This window comes from Streptomyces sp. BRA346 (assembly GCF_052851135.1).
Genome location: NZ_JAIWIH010000015.1, coordinates 16274 through 34069, shown reverse-complemented (window position 1 = coordinate 34069; position 17796 = coordinate 16274). Strand labels below are relative to the sequence as shown.

12 protein-coding genes are annotated in these 17796 nt (G+C 70.2%); 6 read left to right on the top strand and 6 right to left on the bottom strand.

What is annotated here, in order from left to right; all coding sequences use genetic code 11:
- The first annotated feature begins 131 nt into the window (after positions 1 to 131).
- Positions 132 to 923, top strand: a complete 792-nt coding sequence (locus LCH29_RS19440; protein WP_446462996.1) for a DeoR/GlpR family DNA-binding transcription regulator — start codon at positions 132 to 134, stop codon at positions 921 to 923.
- A 64-nt stretch (positions 924 to 987) separates the two neighbouring features.
- Here the strand turns inward: LCH29_RS19440 and LCH29_RS19435 are convergent, their stop codons facing one another.
- Positions 988 to 1536: a snapalysin family zinc-dependent metalloprotease gene (locus tag LCH29_RS19435; protein ID WP_446462995.1), complete on the bottom strand. Its 549-nt coding sequence runs from the start codon at positions 1534 to 1536 to the stop codon at positions 988 to 990.
- 177 nt (positions 1537 to 1713) lie between these two features.
- Between LCH29_RS19435 and LCH29_RS19430 the strand changes: the two genes are divergently transcribed.
- Both LCH29_RS19430 and recQ read left to right on the top strand, forming a co-directional pair.
- On the top strand, positions 1714 to 2259 hold the full coding sequence (locus LCH29_RS19430) for a YceI family protein (protein ID WP_446462994.1): 546 nt from the start codon (positions 1714 to 1716) through the stop codon (positions 2257 to 2259).
- A gap of 34 nt (positions 2260 to 2293) precedes the next feature.
- Positions 2294 to 4168 (top strand): DNA helicase RecQ, encoded by a 1875-nt coding sequence (gene recQ, locus LCH29_RS19425; protein WP_446462993.1) that lies wholly within the window; start codon positions 2294 to 2296, stop codon positions 4166 to 4168.
- 167 nt (positions 4169 to 4335) lie between these two features.
- On the opposite strand, the gene LCH29_RS19420 is transcribed toward recQ, so the two are convergent.
- Positions 4336 to 6495, bottom strand: coding sequence for an OmpL47-type beta-barrel domain-containing protein (locus LCH29_RS19420; RefSeq protein ID WP_446463108.1), 2160 nt, complete (start codon positions 6493 to 6495; stop codon positions 4336 to 4338).
- Between the two features lie 53 nt (positions 6496 to 6548).
- The gene (locus tag LCH29_RS19415; protein WP_446463107.1) at positions 6549 to 8936 is read right to left on the bottom strand and encodes a ThuA domain-containing protein; all 2388 of its coding nucleotides are present in this window, start codon (positions 8934 to 8936) and stop codon (positions 6549 to 6551) included.
- A 338-nt stretch (positions 8937 to 9274) separates the two neighbouring features.
- Between LCH29_RS19415 and LCH29_RS19410 the strand changes: the two genes are divergently transcribed.
- Positions 9275 to 10273 (top strand): multicopper oxidase domain-containing protein, encoded by a 999-nt coding sequence (locus LCH29_RS19410; protein WP_446463106.1) that lies wholly within the window; start codon positions 9275 to 9277, stop codon positions 10271 to 10273.
- Positions 10274 to 11350: 1077 nt separating this feature from the next.
- Here LCH29_RS19410 and LCH29_RS19405 read toward each other — a convergent pair.
- A complete protein-coding gene (locus LCH29_RS19405; protein WP_446462992.1) occupies positions 11351 to 12061 on the bottom strand; it encodes a FadR/GntR family transcriptional regulator in 711 nt (236 codons plus the stop codon).
- A 173-nt stretch (positions 12062 to 12234) separates the two neighbouring features.
- On the opposite strand from LCH29_RS19405, the gene LCH29_RS19400 reads away from it, so the two are divergent.
- Positions 12235 to 13506, top strand: coding sequence for an SLC13 family permease (locus LCH29_RS19400; protein WP_446462991.1), 1272 nt, complete (start codon positions 12235 to 12237; stop codon positions 13504 to 13506).
- Positions 13507 to 13531: 25 nt separating this feature from the next.
- Here the strand turns inward: LCH29_RS19400 and LCH29_RS19395 are convergent, their stop codons facing one another.
- Together LCH29_RS19395 and LCH29_RS19390 are read right to left on the bottom strand one after the other, a co-directional pair.
- Positions 13532 to 13987 (bottom strand): lamin tail domain-containing protein, encoded by a 456-nt coding sequence (locus LCH29_RS19395; protein ID WP_446462990.1) that lies wholly within the window; start codon positions 13985 to 13987, stop codon positions 13532 to 13534.
- A 236-nt stretch (positions 13988 to 14223) separates the two neighbouring features.
- Positions 14224 to 14967 (bottom strand): SDR family NAD(P)-dependent oxidoreductase, encoded by a 744-nt coding sequence (locus LCH29_RS19390; protein ID WP_446462989.1) that lies wholly within the window; start codon positions 14965 to 14967, stop codon positions 14224 to 14226.
- 227 nt (positions 14968 to 15194) lie between these two features.
- Between LCH29_RS19390 and LCH29_RS19385 the strand changes: the two genes are divergently transcribed.
- On the top strand, positions 15195 to 17756 hold the full coding sequence (locus LCH29_RS19385) for a PA14 domain-containing protein (protein WP_446463105.1): 2562 nt from the start codon (positions 15195 to 15197) through the stop codon (positions 17754 to 17756).
- The last annotated feature ends 40 nt before the right edge of the window (positions 17757 to 17796 follow it).

The following is a 17796-nucleotide window of genomic DNA, read 5'->3' as shown; positions in this document are numbered from 1 at the left end:
TTCTCTCGTCGGGTCGATGGGCGGCATACGGAGGGGGCGCACGGAAGATAGTGTTCTCTCCCAGTCACGCAGAGTCGCGAAAGAGTCTCGGAAGAGTCGCGGAAGAGTCGCGGAGAGGATGGCAGGCGCAGATGACATCCAACGGGGAAGGTCAGCGGCGACTGCGCGCCGCTGACCGCCGGGACCTGATCGCCCGCACGATCCGGACCGATGGCGCGGTGGTCGTCGAGGAGCTGGCGCGCTCGCTGGAGGTGACCCCCTCCACCATCCGCCGGGACCTCGCCCTGCTCACCGAGCAGGGCGCCATCGCCCGTACCTACGGCGGCGCGATGAGCGCGGGGCACACCCCCGAGCCGACGCTCGGGCAGCGCAGCGGGCTCGCCGTCGCGGAGAAGGACCGCATCGGACGGTGGGCGGCCGCGCGGATCGCGCAGGGCGACACCGTCATCCTGGACGCGGGCACCACCACCGGCCGAGTGGCCCACCATCTGCGCGTCCGCACCGAACTCACCGTGATCACCAGTGGATTGACCGCGCTGCGCGCACTGGCCGAGGTGGACGGCATCGAGCTGATCACGCTCGCCGGGACGCTGCGCCACGTCAGCCAGGGCTTCGTCGGTCCGCTCGCCGAACTCACCCTGTCCCGGCTCACCGCGGACAAGGTCTTCCTGGGCGCCGACGGGATCGACGCGCGGCGCGGCATCTGTGAGGCCAGCCTTCAGCAGACCTCGCTGAAGGAGATGATGGCCGACCGCGGCCGGGAGGTGTTCGTGCTGGCCGACAGCAGCAAGCTCGGCGAGTCCCCCTTCACCGCGTGGGCCCCGCTGGACCGGCCGTGGACGCTGGTCACCGACAGCGGCGCCACCGAGGACCGGCTCGCACCGTTCCGCGCCCTCCCCGACACCGAGGTCATCACGGTGTGAGAACGGAGGCGGGCGGGCCGGGAGTCTCCCCCGGCCCGCCCGCCTCTCTTCCGGTGAGCCCCGGTCAGTCCTTGTACGCGGCCGTCGTCGCGGTGGACGACTCGAGCAGCGCGAAGGCGTCCTCGACCTCGGCCTTCTCCGCCGCGTTGGGGCTGGCGTTGGTGCAGGACGTACCGGCGCTGGCCCCGGACATCAGGCTGGAGCAGGGGCCCGGCTTCACATCGGGCAGGCCCAGGATGTGGCCCATCTCGTGCGAAGCGATCCGTACGGTGTTGTGGCCCTCGTCCACGGCCTGCCGTCCGAAGTAGATCGTGCCGCTGCCGAGCGCGGTGACCTGGGCACGGGGCCAGCCGTTGTCCGCGACGACGCGGAGGTTGGCCCGCTGGCCGGAGGTGACCGGCTTGAGCTGTACGTTCTTCACGCTCTGGTTCCAGACCGCCGCGCCCTTGGTCACCGCGTCCTTGAACTCGGCGGCCCCGCTGGCGTCATACGTGACCACGCGCGCGGCGGCATCGGGTGCCGGTGCCGGTGCCGCCACCGCCTGACCACCCGCCAGGGCGAGGACCGCCGCGATCGCGACCGGTAGTGCGCGGACGAGTCTGCTGGATGTCACATCGGCCTCCTCGTGGGGAAAGGATCCATCTGGACGCGCACATGACGAACCGTCATGTTCCAACGGCCACTGTGCCCACGTCCGCCTCCATCCAACCCGCTCTCCTCTCCCCACATCACACCGGGTCTCCCTAAGCTGCCGGGGAACGTATCCCACGCCGACGAGGACGTGATCGCCATGGCGGACGCCGCCGACCCCGCCCGTACCCCCGTCTCGCCGTCCGCGGCAGAGGCGGGCCGCTGGATCCTGGACCCGGCCGGATCCGCGGTCCGCGTCCGGCACAAGACGTTCTGGGGGCTGGCCACCGTCAGCGGCCACTTCACGGCCGTCAGCGGGGAGGGCGAGGTGCTGCCGGACGGCTCCGCGCGGGGCTCCCTGGTCATCGACGCCGCCTCGCTGGACACCCGGAACCCCAAGCGCGACGCCCATCTGCGCGGCGTGGACTTCCTCGATACGGACCGCCACCCCGAGATCACGGTCGCGGTCTCGGGCGCGGTGCCCGACGAGGGCGCCACCGTCGCGGTCGACGGCGAGCTGACCGTCCTCGGCCGCACCCGGCCCCTGTCCTTCACGGCGCGGCTCACCGAGGCCACCGCCGACGCCGCCACGCTCACCGCCGATGTCGAGATCGACCGCACCGGCTTCGGCATGACCTGGAACCGGCTGGGGATGATGACGGGCGCCGCCGCGATGACCGTCACCGCACGGTTCACCCGTCGTTGACCAGGGCACCTCGCGGGACCTCTAGAATCGGCGGATGGCTCTTCCCGAAAACGGACCCGATGTCGCAGGCGGCCCCGATGGCAGCGAAGCCCTGCGCGTGCTGCACCGCATCTTCGGCTATGACGCGTTCCGGGGAGGCCAGCAGGAGATCATCGAGCATGTCATAACCGGTGGTGACGCGCTGGTCCTCATGCCGACCGGCGGCGGCAAGTCGCTGTGCTACCAGATTCCCGCGCTCGTGCGGAAGGGCGTCGGGGTCGTCATCTCGCCGCTGATCGCGCTGATGCAGGACCAGGTCGACGCGCTGCGGAACCTCGGGGTGCGGGCCGGGTTCCTCAACTCCACCCAGGATCTGGACGAGCGGCGGATGGTGGAGGCCGAGTTCCTCGCGGGCGAGCTGGATCTGCTCTACCTCGCCCCCGAGCGGCTGCGCGTGGAGTCCACGCTGCGGCTGCTGGACCGCGGCACGGTCTCGCTGTTCGCCATCGACGAGGCGCACTGCGTGGCCCAGTGGGGGCACGACTTCCGGCCCGACTACCTGGCCCTGTCCGAGCTGCACGAGCGCTGGCCCACCGTGCCCCGGATCGCGCTGACCGCGACCGCCACCGAGGCCACCCACGCGGAGATCGCGTCCCGGCTGAAGCTCCAGGACGCCCACCACTTCGTGGCGAGCTTCGACCGCCCCAACATCCAGTACCGGATCGCCCCGAAGAACGAGCCGAAGAAGCAGCTGCTGGAGCTGCTGCGCACCGAGCACCCGGGCGACGCCGGAATCGTCTACTGCCTGTCCCGCGCCTCGGTCGAGAAGACGGCCGAGTTCCTGGTGAGCAACGGGATCGACGCGGTGCCGTACCACGCGGGCCTCGACGCCCCGGTCCGCGCCGAGCACCAGGCGCGCTTCCTGCGGGAGGACGGGCTGGTCGTGGTGGCGACGATCGCGTTCGGCATGGGCATCGACAAGCCGGACGTACGGTTCGTGGCCCATCTGGATCTGCCGAAGTCCGTCGAGGGCTACTACCAGGAGACGGGCCGCGCCGGGCGGGACGGGCTGCCGTCCACCGCGTGGCTGGCGTACGGGCTCCAGGACGTCATCCAGCAGCGGAAGATGATCGACACCTCCGAGGGGGACGACGCCCACCGGCGCAAGCTGGGTGCGCACCTGGAGGCGATGCTGGCCCTGTGCGAGACCGTCGAATGCCGCCGGGTCCAGCTGCTCGCGTACTTCGGCCAGCAGAGCACCGCGTGCGGCAACTGCGATACGTGCCTGACGCCCCCGGAGTCCTGGGACGGCACCGTGCCCGCGCAGAAGCTGCTGTCGACGGTGGTCCGGCTCAAGCGGGAGCGGAACCAGAAGTTCGGTGCCGGACAGGTGATCGACATCCTGCTCGGCAAGAAGACGGCCAAGGTCATCCAGTTCGACCATGACGCGCTGTCGGTGTTCGGCATCGGCACCGAGCTGCGCGAGGCCGAATGGCGTGGCGTGGTGCGGCAGTTGCTGGCCCAGGGGCTGCTGGGCGTCGAGGGCGACTACGGCACGCTGGTGCTCACCGACGCGAGCGCCGAGGTGCTGGGGCGGCAGCGCGAGGTGAGGCTGCGGCGCGAGCCCGAGAAGGTGCGCGCCGGGAAGTCGGCGAAGTCGGGCGCGTCCGGGTCGTCGTCGAAGTCCCGCAAGGCCGCGGCCGACCTGCCGGAGGAGGCGGTGCCGGTCTTCGAGCGGCTGCGCGCCTGGCGCGCGGCGACCGCGAAGGAGCAGGGTGTGCCCGCGTACGTGATCTTCCACGACGCGACGCTGCGCGAGATCGCGACCGTCGTCCCCTCGACGCTGGACGAGCTGGGCGCGGTGAGCGGGGTCGGCGAGAACAAGCTGGTCAAGTACGGGCAGCAGATCCTGGACACGCTGGCGTCCTGACGGCGGGCGCCGAAGCCCCGCTCCGCTGGTCGGGGCGGGGCTTTGGCATGTGGTGCGCAGAGGGGTTACCGCCGAGTATTACCTCGGGTAACCTCGTGGGTGACGGTGGCCGCCGGGGACTGGGGTACTCCGGCGGCCACTCACTCGCCTCTCTACAGCTCCTGTCTCTACAGCTCCTGGATCCGGATGTTGCGGTACGAGACCACATCGCTGGTGCTGTGGGTCTGGAGACCGATGTATCCGGAGGCGAACCGGCGGCCGTCGGTGCCCGGGTCGTCCGCGCGCGGCGGGGTGAAGTCCTGGCCCCCGGCGTTCTCGAACTCATTGATCAGCACACCGTTGCGGTAGATCGAGTAGTGCTGGCCGACCACCCGGATCTCGTAGTCGTTCCAGCTGCCCTTGGGCGTCACCCCCGCACCGCCCAGGCCGACCCGGTCGAAGCCGTAGATCGAGCCCGTCTTGTACATGTCGCCGTCCGGGCGGTCGTTGATCTGCACCTCGTGCCCGTACTTGATGGCGACCCACTCCGGGCGGGACTCCTCGGGGTGGTCGTTGACATCGGGGAAGCGGACGAAGACGCCGCTGTTGGCGTTGCCCGTCCCCGGGGCGTCGTCACGGAACTGGAGCTTCAGCGAGAAGTCGTCGTAGGTGCGCCGCGGGAACCACAGCATGCCCATGCCGTCGACGGTGGAGCTGCTGGTCATGGTGCCGTCGCCGTTCAGCCCGAAGGCGCCGCCGCCCACGTGCTGCCACGCGTCGAACGACTTCTTCGTCCCGTCGAAGAGGTCGCGGTAGCCCTCGCTCTGGCCGGGCTTGCCGATTCCGGACTCGTCGGCGGCCTTGTTGATGGCCTCGTTCTCGCGCTGGTCGATGACGCCGTCGGAGAGCAGCCTGCCGGTCACCGAGGTGACGTGCTTGAGGAAGAGGGCGTGCGAGGACCAGTCCTTCTCGTCCTCGATCAGCTCGTTGATGGTGCAGCGGCTGCGGGTGATGCGGTTGGGGACGCCGGTGTCGACCGTACCGACGATCACGGTGAGCCGCTCGTCCCACTCGGGGCACGCGGGGGCGGGCACGCCGCCGCCCTCGTCCACGGTGAACGCGAGCTTCTTGGCCGACGAGGTGTTGCCCGCCTTGTCGGTGGCGCGGTGGGCGACGGTGTGGCGGCCGACCCGGTCCACGACGACGGGGGTGGTGTACGCGAGGTACGGGCCGCCGTCGAGGGAGTACTCGGTCTTCGCCACACCCGAGTCGGCGTCGGTGGCGGTGATGGTCACCTTGGCGCTGCCGAGGTAGTTGCCGTCCGAGTTCCTGGTGCCCTCCGCCTTCGCGGCGGTCTCGGGCGGGGTGGTGTCGGTGCTCGGCGGCGCGACCACGGAGAACGCCACCGATTTCACCTCGGAGGTGTTCCCGGCCCGGTCGGTCGCGCGGTAGCGCACCGTGTGGGAACCGTGCGCGGTCACCCCCACCGGTGCGGTGTACTTCGTGAAGTCGCCTTGGTCCAGGGCGTATTCGATGGTGTTGACGCCGGACCCGGTGTCGGAGGCCGTGAGGGTGACGGTGGCCGTGTCGTAGTAGTCACCGTTCGGTCCCTGCTTGCCGGACACCGTGGCGGAGGTCTCGGGTGGTGTCTTGTCGTCCGTCGGCGGGGCCACCACGCGGAAGTCCGCCGACTTCACCGCGGAGGTGTTCCCCGCCTTGTCGGTGGCCCGGTAGCGGATGGTGTGGGTGCCCACCTCGTGCACCATCACCGGGGCGGTGTACGGCTGGAACGCCCCGTCGCCCACCGCGTACTCGATCTTGTCCACGCCCGAGCCCGCGTCGGTGGCGGACACCGTGACCGTGGCCATGCCGATGTACGCGCCGTCCGCGTCCCGCTCGCCCTCGACCTTCGCCGAGGTCTCGGGCGCGGCGGTGTCCTCGCCCCCGCCGTCCTCGGTGACCACGAGGATGCCCTGCATCTGGCCGTGGCCGGGGATGGTGCAGTAGTAGCGGTAGCGGCCCGGGGCGAGGGTGACCTCGACGGAGTGCTTGCCGCCGCTGTCGTCCGCGGGGTTGGCGAGGATGTTCAGCGGGACGTCGTTGTTGTACTCGGGATCCGACACGTCGAACGTGAGGGTGTGCGGCATGCCCATGGTGTTGCCGGTGGCGGTGCTGTTCTCGAAGACGATGGTGGTCTTCCCGGCGACCGCCGTCTTGGGTGCCGAGACGTACTTGGTGATGTCGTCGCCCGCGGTCCAGGTCAGGGTCTGCTGGGCCGCCCGCTTGCCGGTGTCCTTGCCGGACGCGGCCGTGGCCGTGGACAGTCCCGAGGTCAGCCCGAGCACCATGAGCAGCGCGGCGAGCAGCGCCGTCAGCGGTCTGCGGGGTTTCTGGCGTCGTCTCACCGCTGCTCCGCCTTCCTGGCCACGTCCTTGGCGAGCGGGGTGGGCTCGCCGCCCTTGTAGGTGATGTGCCACAGCGCCGACTTGGCGTCGGAGGTGAAGAAGCCGCGCCCGTAGTCGAGGACGTAGAGCGAGCCGTCCGGGGCGAACTTCCAGTCCATGAGGTTGCGGATGCCGTCGGCGCCCACCGGGATGATCTTCTTGAGGGATTCGGCGTGCACGGGCAGCCCGCCCTTGCCGATCGTCTTCGGGTCGGTCACCACGGCGTGGCGCGGCTGGTCGGCGTCGTAGAAGTCGCCGACGAACCACTTGCCGTCCCAGTACGCGGGCCACTTGGTGGCGCTGTTGCTGGTGTCGTCGTACCGGTACACGGGGCCGTTCATGGTGGCCTGGCCGCCGCCCCTGAGCCACGGCAGCAGGAACTTCGCCTCCGACGCCTTGTAGCTGGGGATGCCGTCGGCGTTGCGCGGATAGTCGGGGGCGCCGCCCTGGGGCGAGTACCAGATGGTGTTCCCGGTGACCGGCGGCAGGTTCACCAGGCCGTTGTTGTTGGGCGACTCGTTCTTGGGGGCGTCGCAGTCGTACCAGCCCAGCGGCTTGCTCGGGTCCGGCAGGTTGCGGTCGCGGTACGGCTGCTTGTTGCCCATGCAGAACGGCCAGCCGTGGTTGCCCGCCTTGGTGATGGCGGCGAACGTGTCGTACTTGGCGGGGCCCCAGGTGGTGCTGGGCTCGCCCGCGTCGGGGCCGACCCAGCCCGCGTAGAGGATGTCGGTCTTCTTGTCGACGAAGATCCGGGCCGGGTTGCGCACGCCCATCACATAGATCTCGCCACGGGTCTTGCCGCCGCCCTCATCGGGCTCCTTGCCGGTGAACAGATTGCCCTCGGGGAGGGTGTACGTGCCGTCGGCCTCGGGGTGGATCCGCAGGATCTTGCCGTTGAGGTTGTTGGTGTTCCCGGCGGTGCGGCGGGCGTCGGCGAACGACACGCCCTTGTAGTTCGGCTGCGGGTTGTTGCCCGAGTAGCCGTCGCTGAACTGGGAGGAGTTGTTGTCGCCGGTGGCGATGTAGAGGTTGCGCTTCGAGTCCCAGGCCATGCCGCCGCCCGCGTGGCAGCAGCTGTGGATCTGCACCGGCCAGGACAGCAGGACCTTCTCCGAGCCGAGGTCGAGCTTGTCGGTCTTGAGGTTCAGGGTGAAGCGGGAGACCCGGCGCTCGGCCATGCGCGTGTCACGGTTGATCCTGGAGTGCGGGGTGTAGTGCAGATACACCCACCCGTTGGTGAGGAAGTCCGGGTCCAGCTCGATGCCGAGCAGCCCCTCCTCGTTCTTGATCAGCTCATCGCCGCCGCCCTTGTTGCCGAACACGGTGAGCGCACCGGCGAGCGTCACCTTGCCGGTCTTGGGGTCGTAGACGTGGATCTGGCCCTGGCCCTTGCCGATGTCGGGGTCGTTCCAGTCGGTCACGACGGGCGCGCTGTTGTCGCTGCCGCCGCGGCCGATGTACAGCACCCGGCCGTCCGGGGCGGTGACCAGGCCGTGCGGCTCGCCGATCTGGTCCGCCTGGCCGGGCTGGTTGGGCTTGGTGACCCGCTCGGCCTTGTAGTTGGCGGTGATGGTGGCCTGGCAGTCGGCGCGGGCGAGCCGGGTGGTCCACAACAGCGCGCCGCGCAGATGGGCGCGGAAGTCCGTCTCCCGGAAACCGGCCGCCGTGCCGCCCATGCCGGTGTAGAAGGACCGGCCGCCGTCGTAGTCACGGCACCAGGAGATGGGGTGGTCCCAGCCGTTGGCCCCCGTACCGGGCTGGTAGCTGCTCTCCCGGACCCGGGCGACGGTGTGCACCTGGCCGGAGGGGTTCGTCTTCCAGTTGAGCCAGGTGTCGGGGCGCTTCCACTCCAGCGGCAGATCCCTGGTGGCCGGATGACCGCGGTCGCCGACCTCGACGACGGCCCGCTGCACGGTGGCGGGGCCGGTGGTGGGGCGGGCGCCGATCAGACCGGTGAACCAGTCCGAGTACGGCTCGTTGCGGGCCGCGTCATGGATGCCGAGGAAGCCGCCGCCCGCCTCCATGTACGTCTCCAGCCCGGCTTCCTGCTCCGGGTCGAGCACATCGCCCGCGCCGGTCAGGAAGACGACCGCGTTGTACGTGCCGAGCGTCGAGCGCGTGAAAACCGAGGCGTCGGCGGTGGCGTCGACCGTGAAGCGGGTGGCCGCCGGGCCCTGGTTGCCGATGCGTTCGATGGCCTCGATACCGGCGTCCACGGTCGGCGCCTCGTCCCCGGCCGAGCCGTGGAAGACCAGCACCTTGACGTCGTCGCCGCCCGGCGGGGACGGCAGCGTCAGCCGGGGGCGCTCCTCGGGGCGGGCGGCGGCCGGGGTGCCGCCGAGCATGGTCGCGGTGACGGCCCCGAACAGCAGTGCCGCCAACGCCGCGCGTCTCCTCCGCGGCCGACGCTTCGTCAGCCGATGCCTTTCCGAGGGCTTTTGGTACGGTTCATCCCGCATGAGTAACCCATCCCTCTCCGGTACCGGATACACCGCTGAAGGAAGCTAGACGCCTTTTCGCGCTCCGCCAATAGCTATGACCGCAACTCGACGAACTTTGTCCTGAGTGTGGATGAACGGGCGTCCTCCGGCTACCGTGATGCCATCCCCGGGGCACGTGCGCATCGGCACCATCGAGACGGCCGCACCGAGTTGGGAGAGCGATGAGCGACGCACCCGGCACCATGCCCAGACGCGGCTTCAGCCGCCGGCTTCTCGCCGGTGGCGCGGCCGCCGCCGCGATCGGCGGCCCGCTGCCCCTCGCCTCCCCCGCCGCCTCCGCCACGTCTGCCGCGCCTTCCGAGGGCGCGAAGCGCCGGGTGGCCACGGCGGCGGCCGGTGGCGCTGTCCGCCGCATCACGATGTACGCGGAGAAGCTGCCGGACGGGCAGATGGGCTACGGCCTGGAGAAGGGCAAGGCGTCCATCCCCGGCCCGCTGATCGAGCTGACCGAGGGCGACACCCTGCACATCGAGTTCGAGAACACCATGGACGTCACCGCCAGCCTCCATGTGCACGGTCTGGACTACGACACCGCCAGCGACGGCACCCAGCTCAACCGGAGCACCGTGGAACCGGGCGGGACGCGTACGTACACCTGGCGCACCCACGCCCCGGGCATCCGCGCGGACGGCACCTGGCGGCCGGGCAGCGCGGGCTACTGGCACTACCACGACCACGCGGTCGGCACCCCGCACGGCACCGGTGGCCTCCGCAAGGGGCTGTACGGGCCGGTGGTGGTGCGCCGTGCGGGGGACGTCCTGCCGCAGAAGCAGTTCACCATCGTCTTCAACGACATGACGATCAACAACAAGTCAGGCCATGACGCGCCCGAGTTCAGGGCGACGGTGGGCGAACGCGTCGAGATCATCATGATCACGCACGGCGAGTACTACCACACCTTCCATATGCACGGTCATCGCTGGGCGGACAACCGCACGGGCATCCTGGAGGGGCCGGACGACCCGAGCCGGGTCATCGACAACAAGATCACCGGCCCGGCCGACTCGTTCGGCTTCCAGGTGATCGCCGGGGAGAACACCGGCGCGGGCGCGTGGATGTACCACTGCCACGTCCAGAGCCACTCCGACATGGGGATGGCGGGACTCTTCCTGGTCGCCAAGCCCGACGGCACGATCCCGGGCTACGACCCGCACCATCTGACCGCGGGGCGCGGGTCATAGCTGCGGGTCATAGCCGCGGGTCATCGCTCGCGCGCCGGTGCGTCAGCCGCCGAGGACGTGCACTTCGGTGGAGTTGGTGCCGGTGTTGCTCTTCTTCACCGCGACCAGGTCGGAGGTGCCGTCGCGGTTCCAGTCCGCCAGGCCGAAGTCGAAGGTGGCGTCGGTCTCGTGCAGCGCCGTACCGGTCTGGAGCACGAACCGCTGGAACGTGCTCGCGGCCGACAGCACGTGGACCTCGGTGGAGTTCGTCCCGGTGTTGCTCTTCTTGATGGCCACGAGGTCCTGACGGCCGTCCTTGTCCCAGTCCGCCACGCCGAAGTCGAAGGTGGCATCGGTCTCGTGCAGCGCCGTACCGGTCTGGAGCACGAACCGCTGGAAGGTGCTGGCGCCGGAGAGGATGTGCACCTCGGTCGAGTTGGTGCCGGTGGCGCTCTTCTTGATNGCGNCCAGGTCCGGACGGCCGTCGCGNTCCCAGTCCGTCACCGCGAAATCGAACGACCCATCCGTCTCATGCAGCGCCGTACCCGTCTGCACAATGAACCGCTGGTCCCAGTCCGTCACCGCGAAATCGAACGACCCATCCGTCTCATGCAGCGCCGTACCCGTCTGCACAATGAACCGCTGGAAATTACTCGCACCCGANAGAATNTGCACCTCGGTCGAGTTCGTACCCGTGTTGCTCNTCTTGANCNCGANNAGNTCCGGACGGCCGTCGCGGTCCCAGTCGGCGGTCAGGCTCGCGAACGTGTCGTCGGTCTCGTGGAGGGGCGTGCCGGTGTGGAGGACGAACCCGCTGAACGGGTTGGCGCGCACGCCCGAGTCGGCGGCGGACGCGCTTCCGGGGAAGGCGAGGATCATGCCCAGTAGTGCGGGGGCGACGACACCAATGGCTCTCTTGACGCGCATAGAAACGTCTCCCTGCCTCATGCTCTCGGGGGCTCCCGAGAGCCGCGTTGATGCTATGGGCGGGTGTTGTGCCGTGCGCGTCGCGTGGTGCGCCATAGGCCGGAAAACACGGCTGAGCGACCGATTCCGGTCGGGGAGGCGCCGCGGACGCCGTGTGAAGACGGCCCGCACTCAGGGGGATTCGTCCGGGTCCCAGTTCAGCAAGCGCACCTGGGCGACGGTGCGGACATGGCGGCGCATGGCCGCGGCCGCGGCCTTGGAGCGGCCCTCGGCGATGGCGTCCAGGATCTTCCGGTGCTGCGCGAACGACCGCTTGGGGCGGCCCGGCTGACGCAGCGACTCCGCACGGCTCTCCGCGATCTGCTCGGAGATGGAGCGCATGAACTCGGCCAGCAGCGGGCTGTGGGCGGCCGCGGTGACCGCGGCGTGGAAGCGGCGGTCGCCCTCGATGCCGTGGCGGCCCGTCGCGATCTCGTCCTCCATCCAGTGGAGCGCCTGCTCCAGGGCGGCGAGGTCGTCGTCGGTGCGGCGCTCGGCGGCGAGTTCGGCGAGCTTGGTCTCCAGCGCCTCCCGGGCGTCCAGCACATCGGGCAGCCGGCGCCGCCGCTCCACCAGGCGCTCCACGGGCTCGGTGTCGAGGCTGTCGCGGAGCAGCCGCATGCCGCCGCCCTGGCGCACCTCGACCAGGCCCTGCACCTCCAGGACGACGATGGCCTGCTTGACGGAGGCGCGGCTGATGCCGAGCCGCTCGGCGAGTTCCCGCTCGGTGGGCAGCCGGTCGCCCGCGCGCAGCCCGCCCTCCTCGACGTAGGCGCGCAGCCGCTCCAGCACCTGCTCGTACAGGCGCTGACGGGTCATCGGGCGCAGTGCGTCGTCGGCCATGCGGGCTCCCCCCCTGCTGCGGCTGGCTGCTGCGGTTGGTGACCGGTCCGATTCGCAGCGTAGCACCTGATGGTCGATTGGCTCAGCCAATGTGCCACGCATGTATTGACTGTTGAACCATCACGCCCGCAACGTGAGTCGCGGCTGGGCCACTTGCGACGGGAGCGCGCTCGATGTCCGACGAACTGATCTCGATACTCGTGCTGGTGGTGGTCTTCGTGATCGCCACCACCAGATCGATCAACATGGGCGCGCTTTCCTTCGCCGCCGCCTTCGCCGTGGGGGAACTGGTCGCCGGTTTCGACGCGGAACAGATCTTCGCCGGGTTCCCGGGCGATCTGTTCGTGGTGCTGGTGGGCGTGACGTACCTGTTCGCGCTCGCGCGGGCCAACGGGACCACCGACTGGCTGGTGCACGCCGCGATCCGGCTGGTGGGCGGGCGGGTCGCGCTGATCCCCTGGGTGATGTTCGCGATCAGCGGCGTGCTGACCGCGATCGGTGCGGTGAGCCCGGCGGCGGTCGCGATCGTGGCGCCCCTCGCGCTGAGCTTCGCGGCGCGCTACCGGATCAGCCCGCTGCTGATGGGGGCCATGGTGGTGCACGGCGCCCAGGGCGGCGGCTTCTCCCCCATCAGCATCTACGGCTCGATCGTCAACGGCATCGTGGAGCGGGAGAAGCTGCCCGGCAACGAGGTCACCCTGTTCCTGGCCAGCCTCGTCGTCAACCTGCTCATCGCGGCCGTCGTGTTCGTCGTCTGCGGCGGGCTGAAGCTGCCCCGCACCGACACCGCGGCCGCGGCCGCTTCGGAGGAGGAAGCCGAGGCGGCGGCGTCGGACGCGGACACCCGGCTCACCCCGGCCCGGATCGCGACCCTGGTCGCGCTGGTGGCCCTGGTGGTCGCGGTCCTCGCCTTCGACCAGGACGCCGGGCTCACCGCGATCACCCTCGCGGTCGCGCTCAGCGTCGTCTGGCCGGACCACGGCAAGCGGGCCGTCAACGAGGTCACCTGGCCCACCGTGCTGCTGATCTGCGGTGTCCTCACCTATGTCGGGGTGCTGGACGAGATGGGCACCATCACCTACGCGGGCAACGCGGTCACCGACATCGGCGTCCCGCTGCTCGCGGCGCTGCTGCTGTGCTACATCGGCGCGATCATCTCCGCCTTCGCCTCGTCCGTGGGCATCATGGGCGCGCTCATCCCGCTCGCCGTCCCCTTCCTCTCCCAGGGGCAGATCGGCGCGGTGGGCATGATCGCCGCGCTCACGGTGTCGGCGACGGTCGTGGACATCAGCCCCTTCTCGACCAACGGCGCGCTGGTGCTGGCGGCCGCGCCCGATGTCGACCGGGACCGGTTCTTCCGCCAGCTGATGATCTACGGCGGCATCATGGTGGTCGTCGTCCCCGCCGCCGTCTGGCTGGCGATGGTGGTCCCGGGCTTGGGCTGAGCCCGCGGCCCGGGACCCCCGGGGTTCAGCACATCGTGTAGTCGGCCCGGCTGCTGTTGTACGAGCAGGTGTCGACCGTGGTGCCGCCGCTCTTGCGGAGCGTGGCCTTGTCGCTGGTGTTGTTCCAGACGTAGGCGCGGCGGTCCTGGTACTTGGTGGCGGAGGTGTCCGAGCCGATGCCCGTCCGCACCGTCACGGTCTTGCCCGCGCCGAGGGTGTACGACGGGAAGGTGTACGCGTGGCGGCTGGCGTCGACCACCACCCACCCCTTGAGGCTCACCCCGCGCGCCGTGGAGTTCTTGATCTGCACATACTCGGCGTTGAGGCTGCTGTTGCTCCGGGTGTCCGAACCGGGAGAGTCGTAGTAGATCTTGTGCAGATGCACGGAGCCCGCGGCTCCGGCGGGCGCCGCGGGATACAGCAGCGCGATGGCACAGCCCGCGGCCATCGCGGCGGCGGCCCTGGCAGCGTTGTGGAACATGACGTCTCTCCCCTTGCGTCGTGTCGCGGTGGTGCGCACACAGACGGACGGACGGCCGCGCCCGAGATGGTTTGGGAGTCACGAGGTGACTCCCTCGGTGCGGCCGTCCGTCCGTCTTTCCCCCACCTGTGTGGGCAACCAGAGTGGACCGTGGGGCTCCGTGGCGGCAGGGCTGCGCGGCCCCTGATCCGGGGCCGTCCGGCCCTTGCGGCACGCCGGGGTTGATGCGGGGCGCGTCAGCGGCCGTACTGCGCCCCGCCGTTGATGTGCAGGACCTGCCCGGTGACATACGCGGCCTCCGGAGAGGCCAGATAGCGGATGGCGGCGGCTATCTCGGCGGGCACGCCCGGCTGCCCGGTGAGCGTCTGCCCGATCTGCTGCGCGATGAACTCGGGAGTGCCGCGCTCGCCGAAGAACTCGGTGTCCTCGACGTAGCCGGGCGCCACCGCGTTGGCGGTGACGCCCTCCGCGCCCAGCCGCTTGGCCAGTTCGAAGGTGTAGGTGTGCAGGGCGGCCTTGGTGCCGCCGTACGAACCGGGGCCGCGCAGCGCCGCCACCGAGGAAAGGTGCACGATCCGGCCACCGGGGCGGGCGATATGCGGAATGAGGGCTTCGGTCAGCAGGACGGCCGTGAGCACGTTGGCCGCGAAGTTGCGCCGGTACTGGTCGGCGATGCCTTCCAGGGTGCCGTCGTTGCCGGGCGCGACATTGCCGCCCGCGTTGGTGACGATCACGTCGACGGGGCCGTCGGCGGCGATGTCGTCGGCGGCGCGGCGGGTCTGCCCGGGGTCGCTCAGGTCGGCGGCGGTCCAGGTGACCAGGCCGTCGCCATGGGCGGCGTTCAGTTTGCCGGCCGCGGCGCGCAGCACCTCGGTTCGGCGTCCCACGATGACGACGCGGTCGCCGTCCGCGGCGAAGGACTCCGCGGTCGCAAGACCGATGCCCGTACCGCCGCCCGACACCACGATCCGTCGCCCCATTACGGCCTCCATCGTGCAAATCATTGAATCTCGATCATATGCGTGAACCGCACGCTAAGCAGAAAGGGCTTTCTCGTCAAGGGTGTTGGCTTGCGTTCAGTATTGACAGGTTCTGTCGGCAATGGCCGAATGATCGGCGCCCCAGCTTGTTCCAACAGCTGTTCCGGCAAGGAGGACCTGTGCGTTTACGTTCGGCTCTCACCAGACCCGTGGTCGCGGCGCTCGTCATGGCGCTCGGCGTCCTCGGTCTGCTGACCGGCCCCGGCCCCGCCGCGGCCGTCGCGTCCGACGACCGCGATCCCGACCCCGTCGTCAACGGTCTGCGCGGCGACTACTACCTCCAGTCCGCCCCGGGCGCCTTCGACTTCCACGAACTCAAGGCGACCACCCTCGATTCGTCCCTCGACTTCGACAACCTGGAGCCGCGGCTCCAGACCGCCACCGGGCGGTCCGACGACGTCAGCGTCCGGTGGACCGGCCGACTCGTCCCCGAACGCTCCGGGACGCACACCTTCTCGATCACCGGCGACAACGGCTTCCGGCTGTGGATCGACGGCCGGCCCGTCATCGACCACTGGGTCGACGACTGGGACAAGGAACAGGTCTCCGGCCCGGTCGAGCTGACCGCGGGCCGCGCGTACGACATCAAGGTCGAGTACTTCGAGCACTACGGCGGCTCCAATTTCCACCTCGCCTGGACCCCGCCAGGCAAGGCCGAGGAGCCGGTTCCGGCGTCGGCGTTCCGGCTGCCCCCGGACTTCGGCTACGAGGGCCCGGTGAGCAGCGCCGTCCAGCCGGACGGCCGGACGCTGCTGATGGACTTCGCCCGCCCCCTCGCCGCTCCCCCGGCCGGGCTGGCCGGCCACCTCACCGCCGTCATCGGCGGCGCGGCCTGGCCGCTGGGCCCGGCCCGGCTGGACCCGGCCGACCGCTCGCGGCTGCTGCTCACGCTGAAGGAGCCGGTGGTGGGCCGCGGCGGCGAGGCGATCGTGCGCTACGACGGCGAGGGCGGCCTCACGAACGACCAGGGCGCCGTCGGGCAGTTCCTCGCCTTCGGCGGCAACACGTCGACATATCAGCTCAGCACTCCCTGGGCGAAGGACGTCGGCCCGGACAACGCCCACCCCGAGTACCCGCGCCCGCAGCTGACCCGCGAGCGGTGGAAGAACCTCAACGGCACCTGGCAGTTCGCCGCCGCCGAGAAGGGCCAGGCGCCCCCGTTCGGGCAGCGGCTGCGGGAAGACGTCCTGGTGCCGTATCCGGTGGAGTCCGACCTGTCCGGGCTGGAGCGCCACGAGGACCGCATGTGGTACCGGCGCACCTTCACCGTCCCCGCGAGCTGGAAGATCGGCGACGGGCAGCGGCTGAAGCTGAACTTCGACGCCGTGGACTGGCAGGCCCAGGTCTATGTCAACGGCACCCGGGTCGCCGAACACCGCGGCGGCTACGACCGGTTCGGCGCCGACGTCACCGACGCCCTGCGCCCCGGCCGCACCCAGGAGCTGCTGGTCGGCGTGTACGACCCGACGGACGCCGAGGACGGCGAGAACCCGCCGATGGGCAAACAGCGGCTGGACCCCAGCGGCATCTTCTACACCCCCTCCTCCGGCATCTGGCAGACCGTGTGGATGGAGCCGGTGGCGGCCGACCACGCCGACAGCCTCAAGCTGACCCCGGACGTGCCGGGCAAGGCGCTCACCGCGGAGGTCCGCGGCGTACGGGACGGCGTGCCGGTCACCGCGACCGCGTACGAAGGGAAGCGCGCGGTCGGCACGGCGACCGGGCGCACCGGCTCGGCGCTGACCGTGCCGGTGCCCTCGCCCCGGCTGTGGTCGCCGGACGATCCGTATCTGTACCGGCTGAAGGTGACCGTCGGGCGGGGCGCGAAGGCCGACCGGGTGACGAGCTACTTCGGCATGCGCAGCATCGCGGTCGAGGAGGTCGACGGCAAGAAGCGCATGGTGCTCAACGGCAAGCCCTTCTTCTCGATGGCCACCCTCGACCAGGGCTTCTGGCCGGACGGTCTGCACACCGCGCCGACGGACCAGGCCCTGGCGTACGACCTGAAGATGCACAAGCGGATGGGGTTCAACTCCGTGCGCAAGCACATCAAGGTCGAACCCGACCGCTGGTACTACTGGGCCGACCGGCTCGGGCTGATGGTGTGGCAGGACATGCCCGCCATGAACACCATCGCACCCTCGGAGCAGGCGCAGGCCCAGTACGAGCGCGAGATGAAGGCCATGGTCGACCAGCACGTCAGCAGCCCGTCGATCGGCATCTGGGTCACTTTCAACGAGGGGTGGGGCCAGTACGGCGGGCCGAAGGTGCCCGCGCTCGCCAAGGGCTGGGACCCGTCACGGCTCATCGACGGCGCCAGCGGCTGGAACGACACCGGCAACGGCGACCTCGCCGACATCCACACCTATCCGGGCCCCGGCGAACCGCGCCCCGACGCCCAGCGGGCGGGCGTCATCGGGGAGTACGGCGGTCTGGGGCTTGCCGTACCGGGGCACGCGTGGCCGGTGCAGCACACCTATGTGGGCGTGGACCAGGAGCAGTACACGGCCGAGTATCTGAAGCTGCTGGACAAGGTGCGGCAGCAGGTCGCCTGCCATGGGAACAGCGGCGCGGTCTACACGCAGATCACGGATGTGGAGGGCGAGCTGAACGGGCTCATCACCTATGACCGCAGAGAGGTCAAGCCCGATGTGGAGCGGCTGCGCGAGGCGCACCGGTCCCTGATCCGCGCGGCGGAGGACCCGGCGTCGATGGAGTGCACCGGCTAGACCGGCGGCGGCGCCCCGCCCGGGGGATTCCCGGACGGGG

Coding starts and splice junctions, on each gene's coding strand:
- LCH29_RS19440 (WP_446462996.1), top strand. CDS start 132: ATGACATCCAACGGGGAAGGTCAGCGGCGACTGCGCGCCGCTGACCGC.
- LCH29_RS19430 (WP_446462994.1), top strand. CDS start 1,714: ATGGCGGACGCCGCCGACCCCGCCCGTACCCCCGTCTCGCCGTCCGCG.
- recQ (WP_446462993.1), top strand. CDS start 2,294: ATGGCTCTTCCCGAAAACGGACCCGATGTCGCAGGCGGCCCCGATGGC.
- LCH29_RS19420 (WP_446463108.1), bottom strand. CDS start 6,495: ATGGTGCTCGGGCTGACCTCGGGACTGTCCACGGCCACGGCCGCGTCC.
- LCH29_RS19415 (WP_446463107.1), bottom strand. CDS start 8,936: ATGCTCGGCGGCACCCCGGCCGCCGCCCGCCCCGAGGAGCGCCCCCGG.
- LCH29_RS19410 (WP_446463106.1), top strand. CDS start 9,275: ATGCCCAGACGCGGCTTCAGCCGCCGGCTTCTCGCCGGTGGCGCGGCC.
- LCH29_RS19405 (WP_446462992.1), bottom strand. CDS start 12,061: ATGGCCGACGACGCACTGCGCCCGATGACCCGTCAGCGCCTGTACGAG.
- LCH29_RS19400 (WP_446462991.1), top strand. CDS start 12,235: ATGTCCGACGAACTGATCTCGATACTCGTGCTGGTGGTGGTCTTCGTG.
- LCH29_RS19395 (WP_446462990.1), bottom strand. CDS start 13,987: ATGTTCCACAACGCTGCCAGGGCCGCCGCCGCGATGGCCGCGGGCTGT.
- LCH29_RS19390 (WP_446462989.1), bottom strand. CDS start 14,967: ATGGGGCGACGGATCGTGGTGTCGGGCGGCGGTACGGGCATCGGTCTT.
- LCH29_RS19385 (WP_446463105.1), top strand. CDS start 15,195: ATGGCGCTCGGCGTCCTCGGTCTGCTGACCGGCCCCGGCCCCGCCGCG.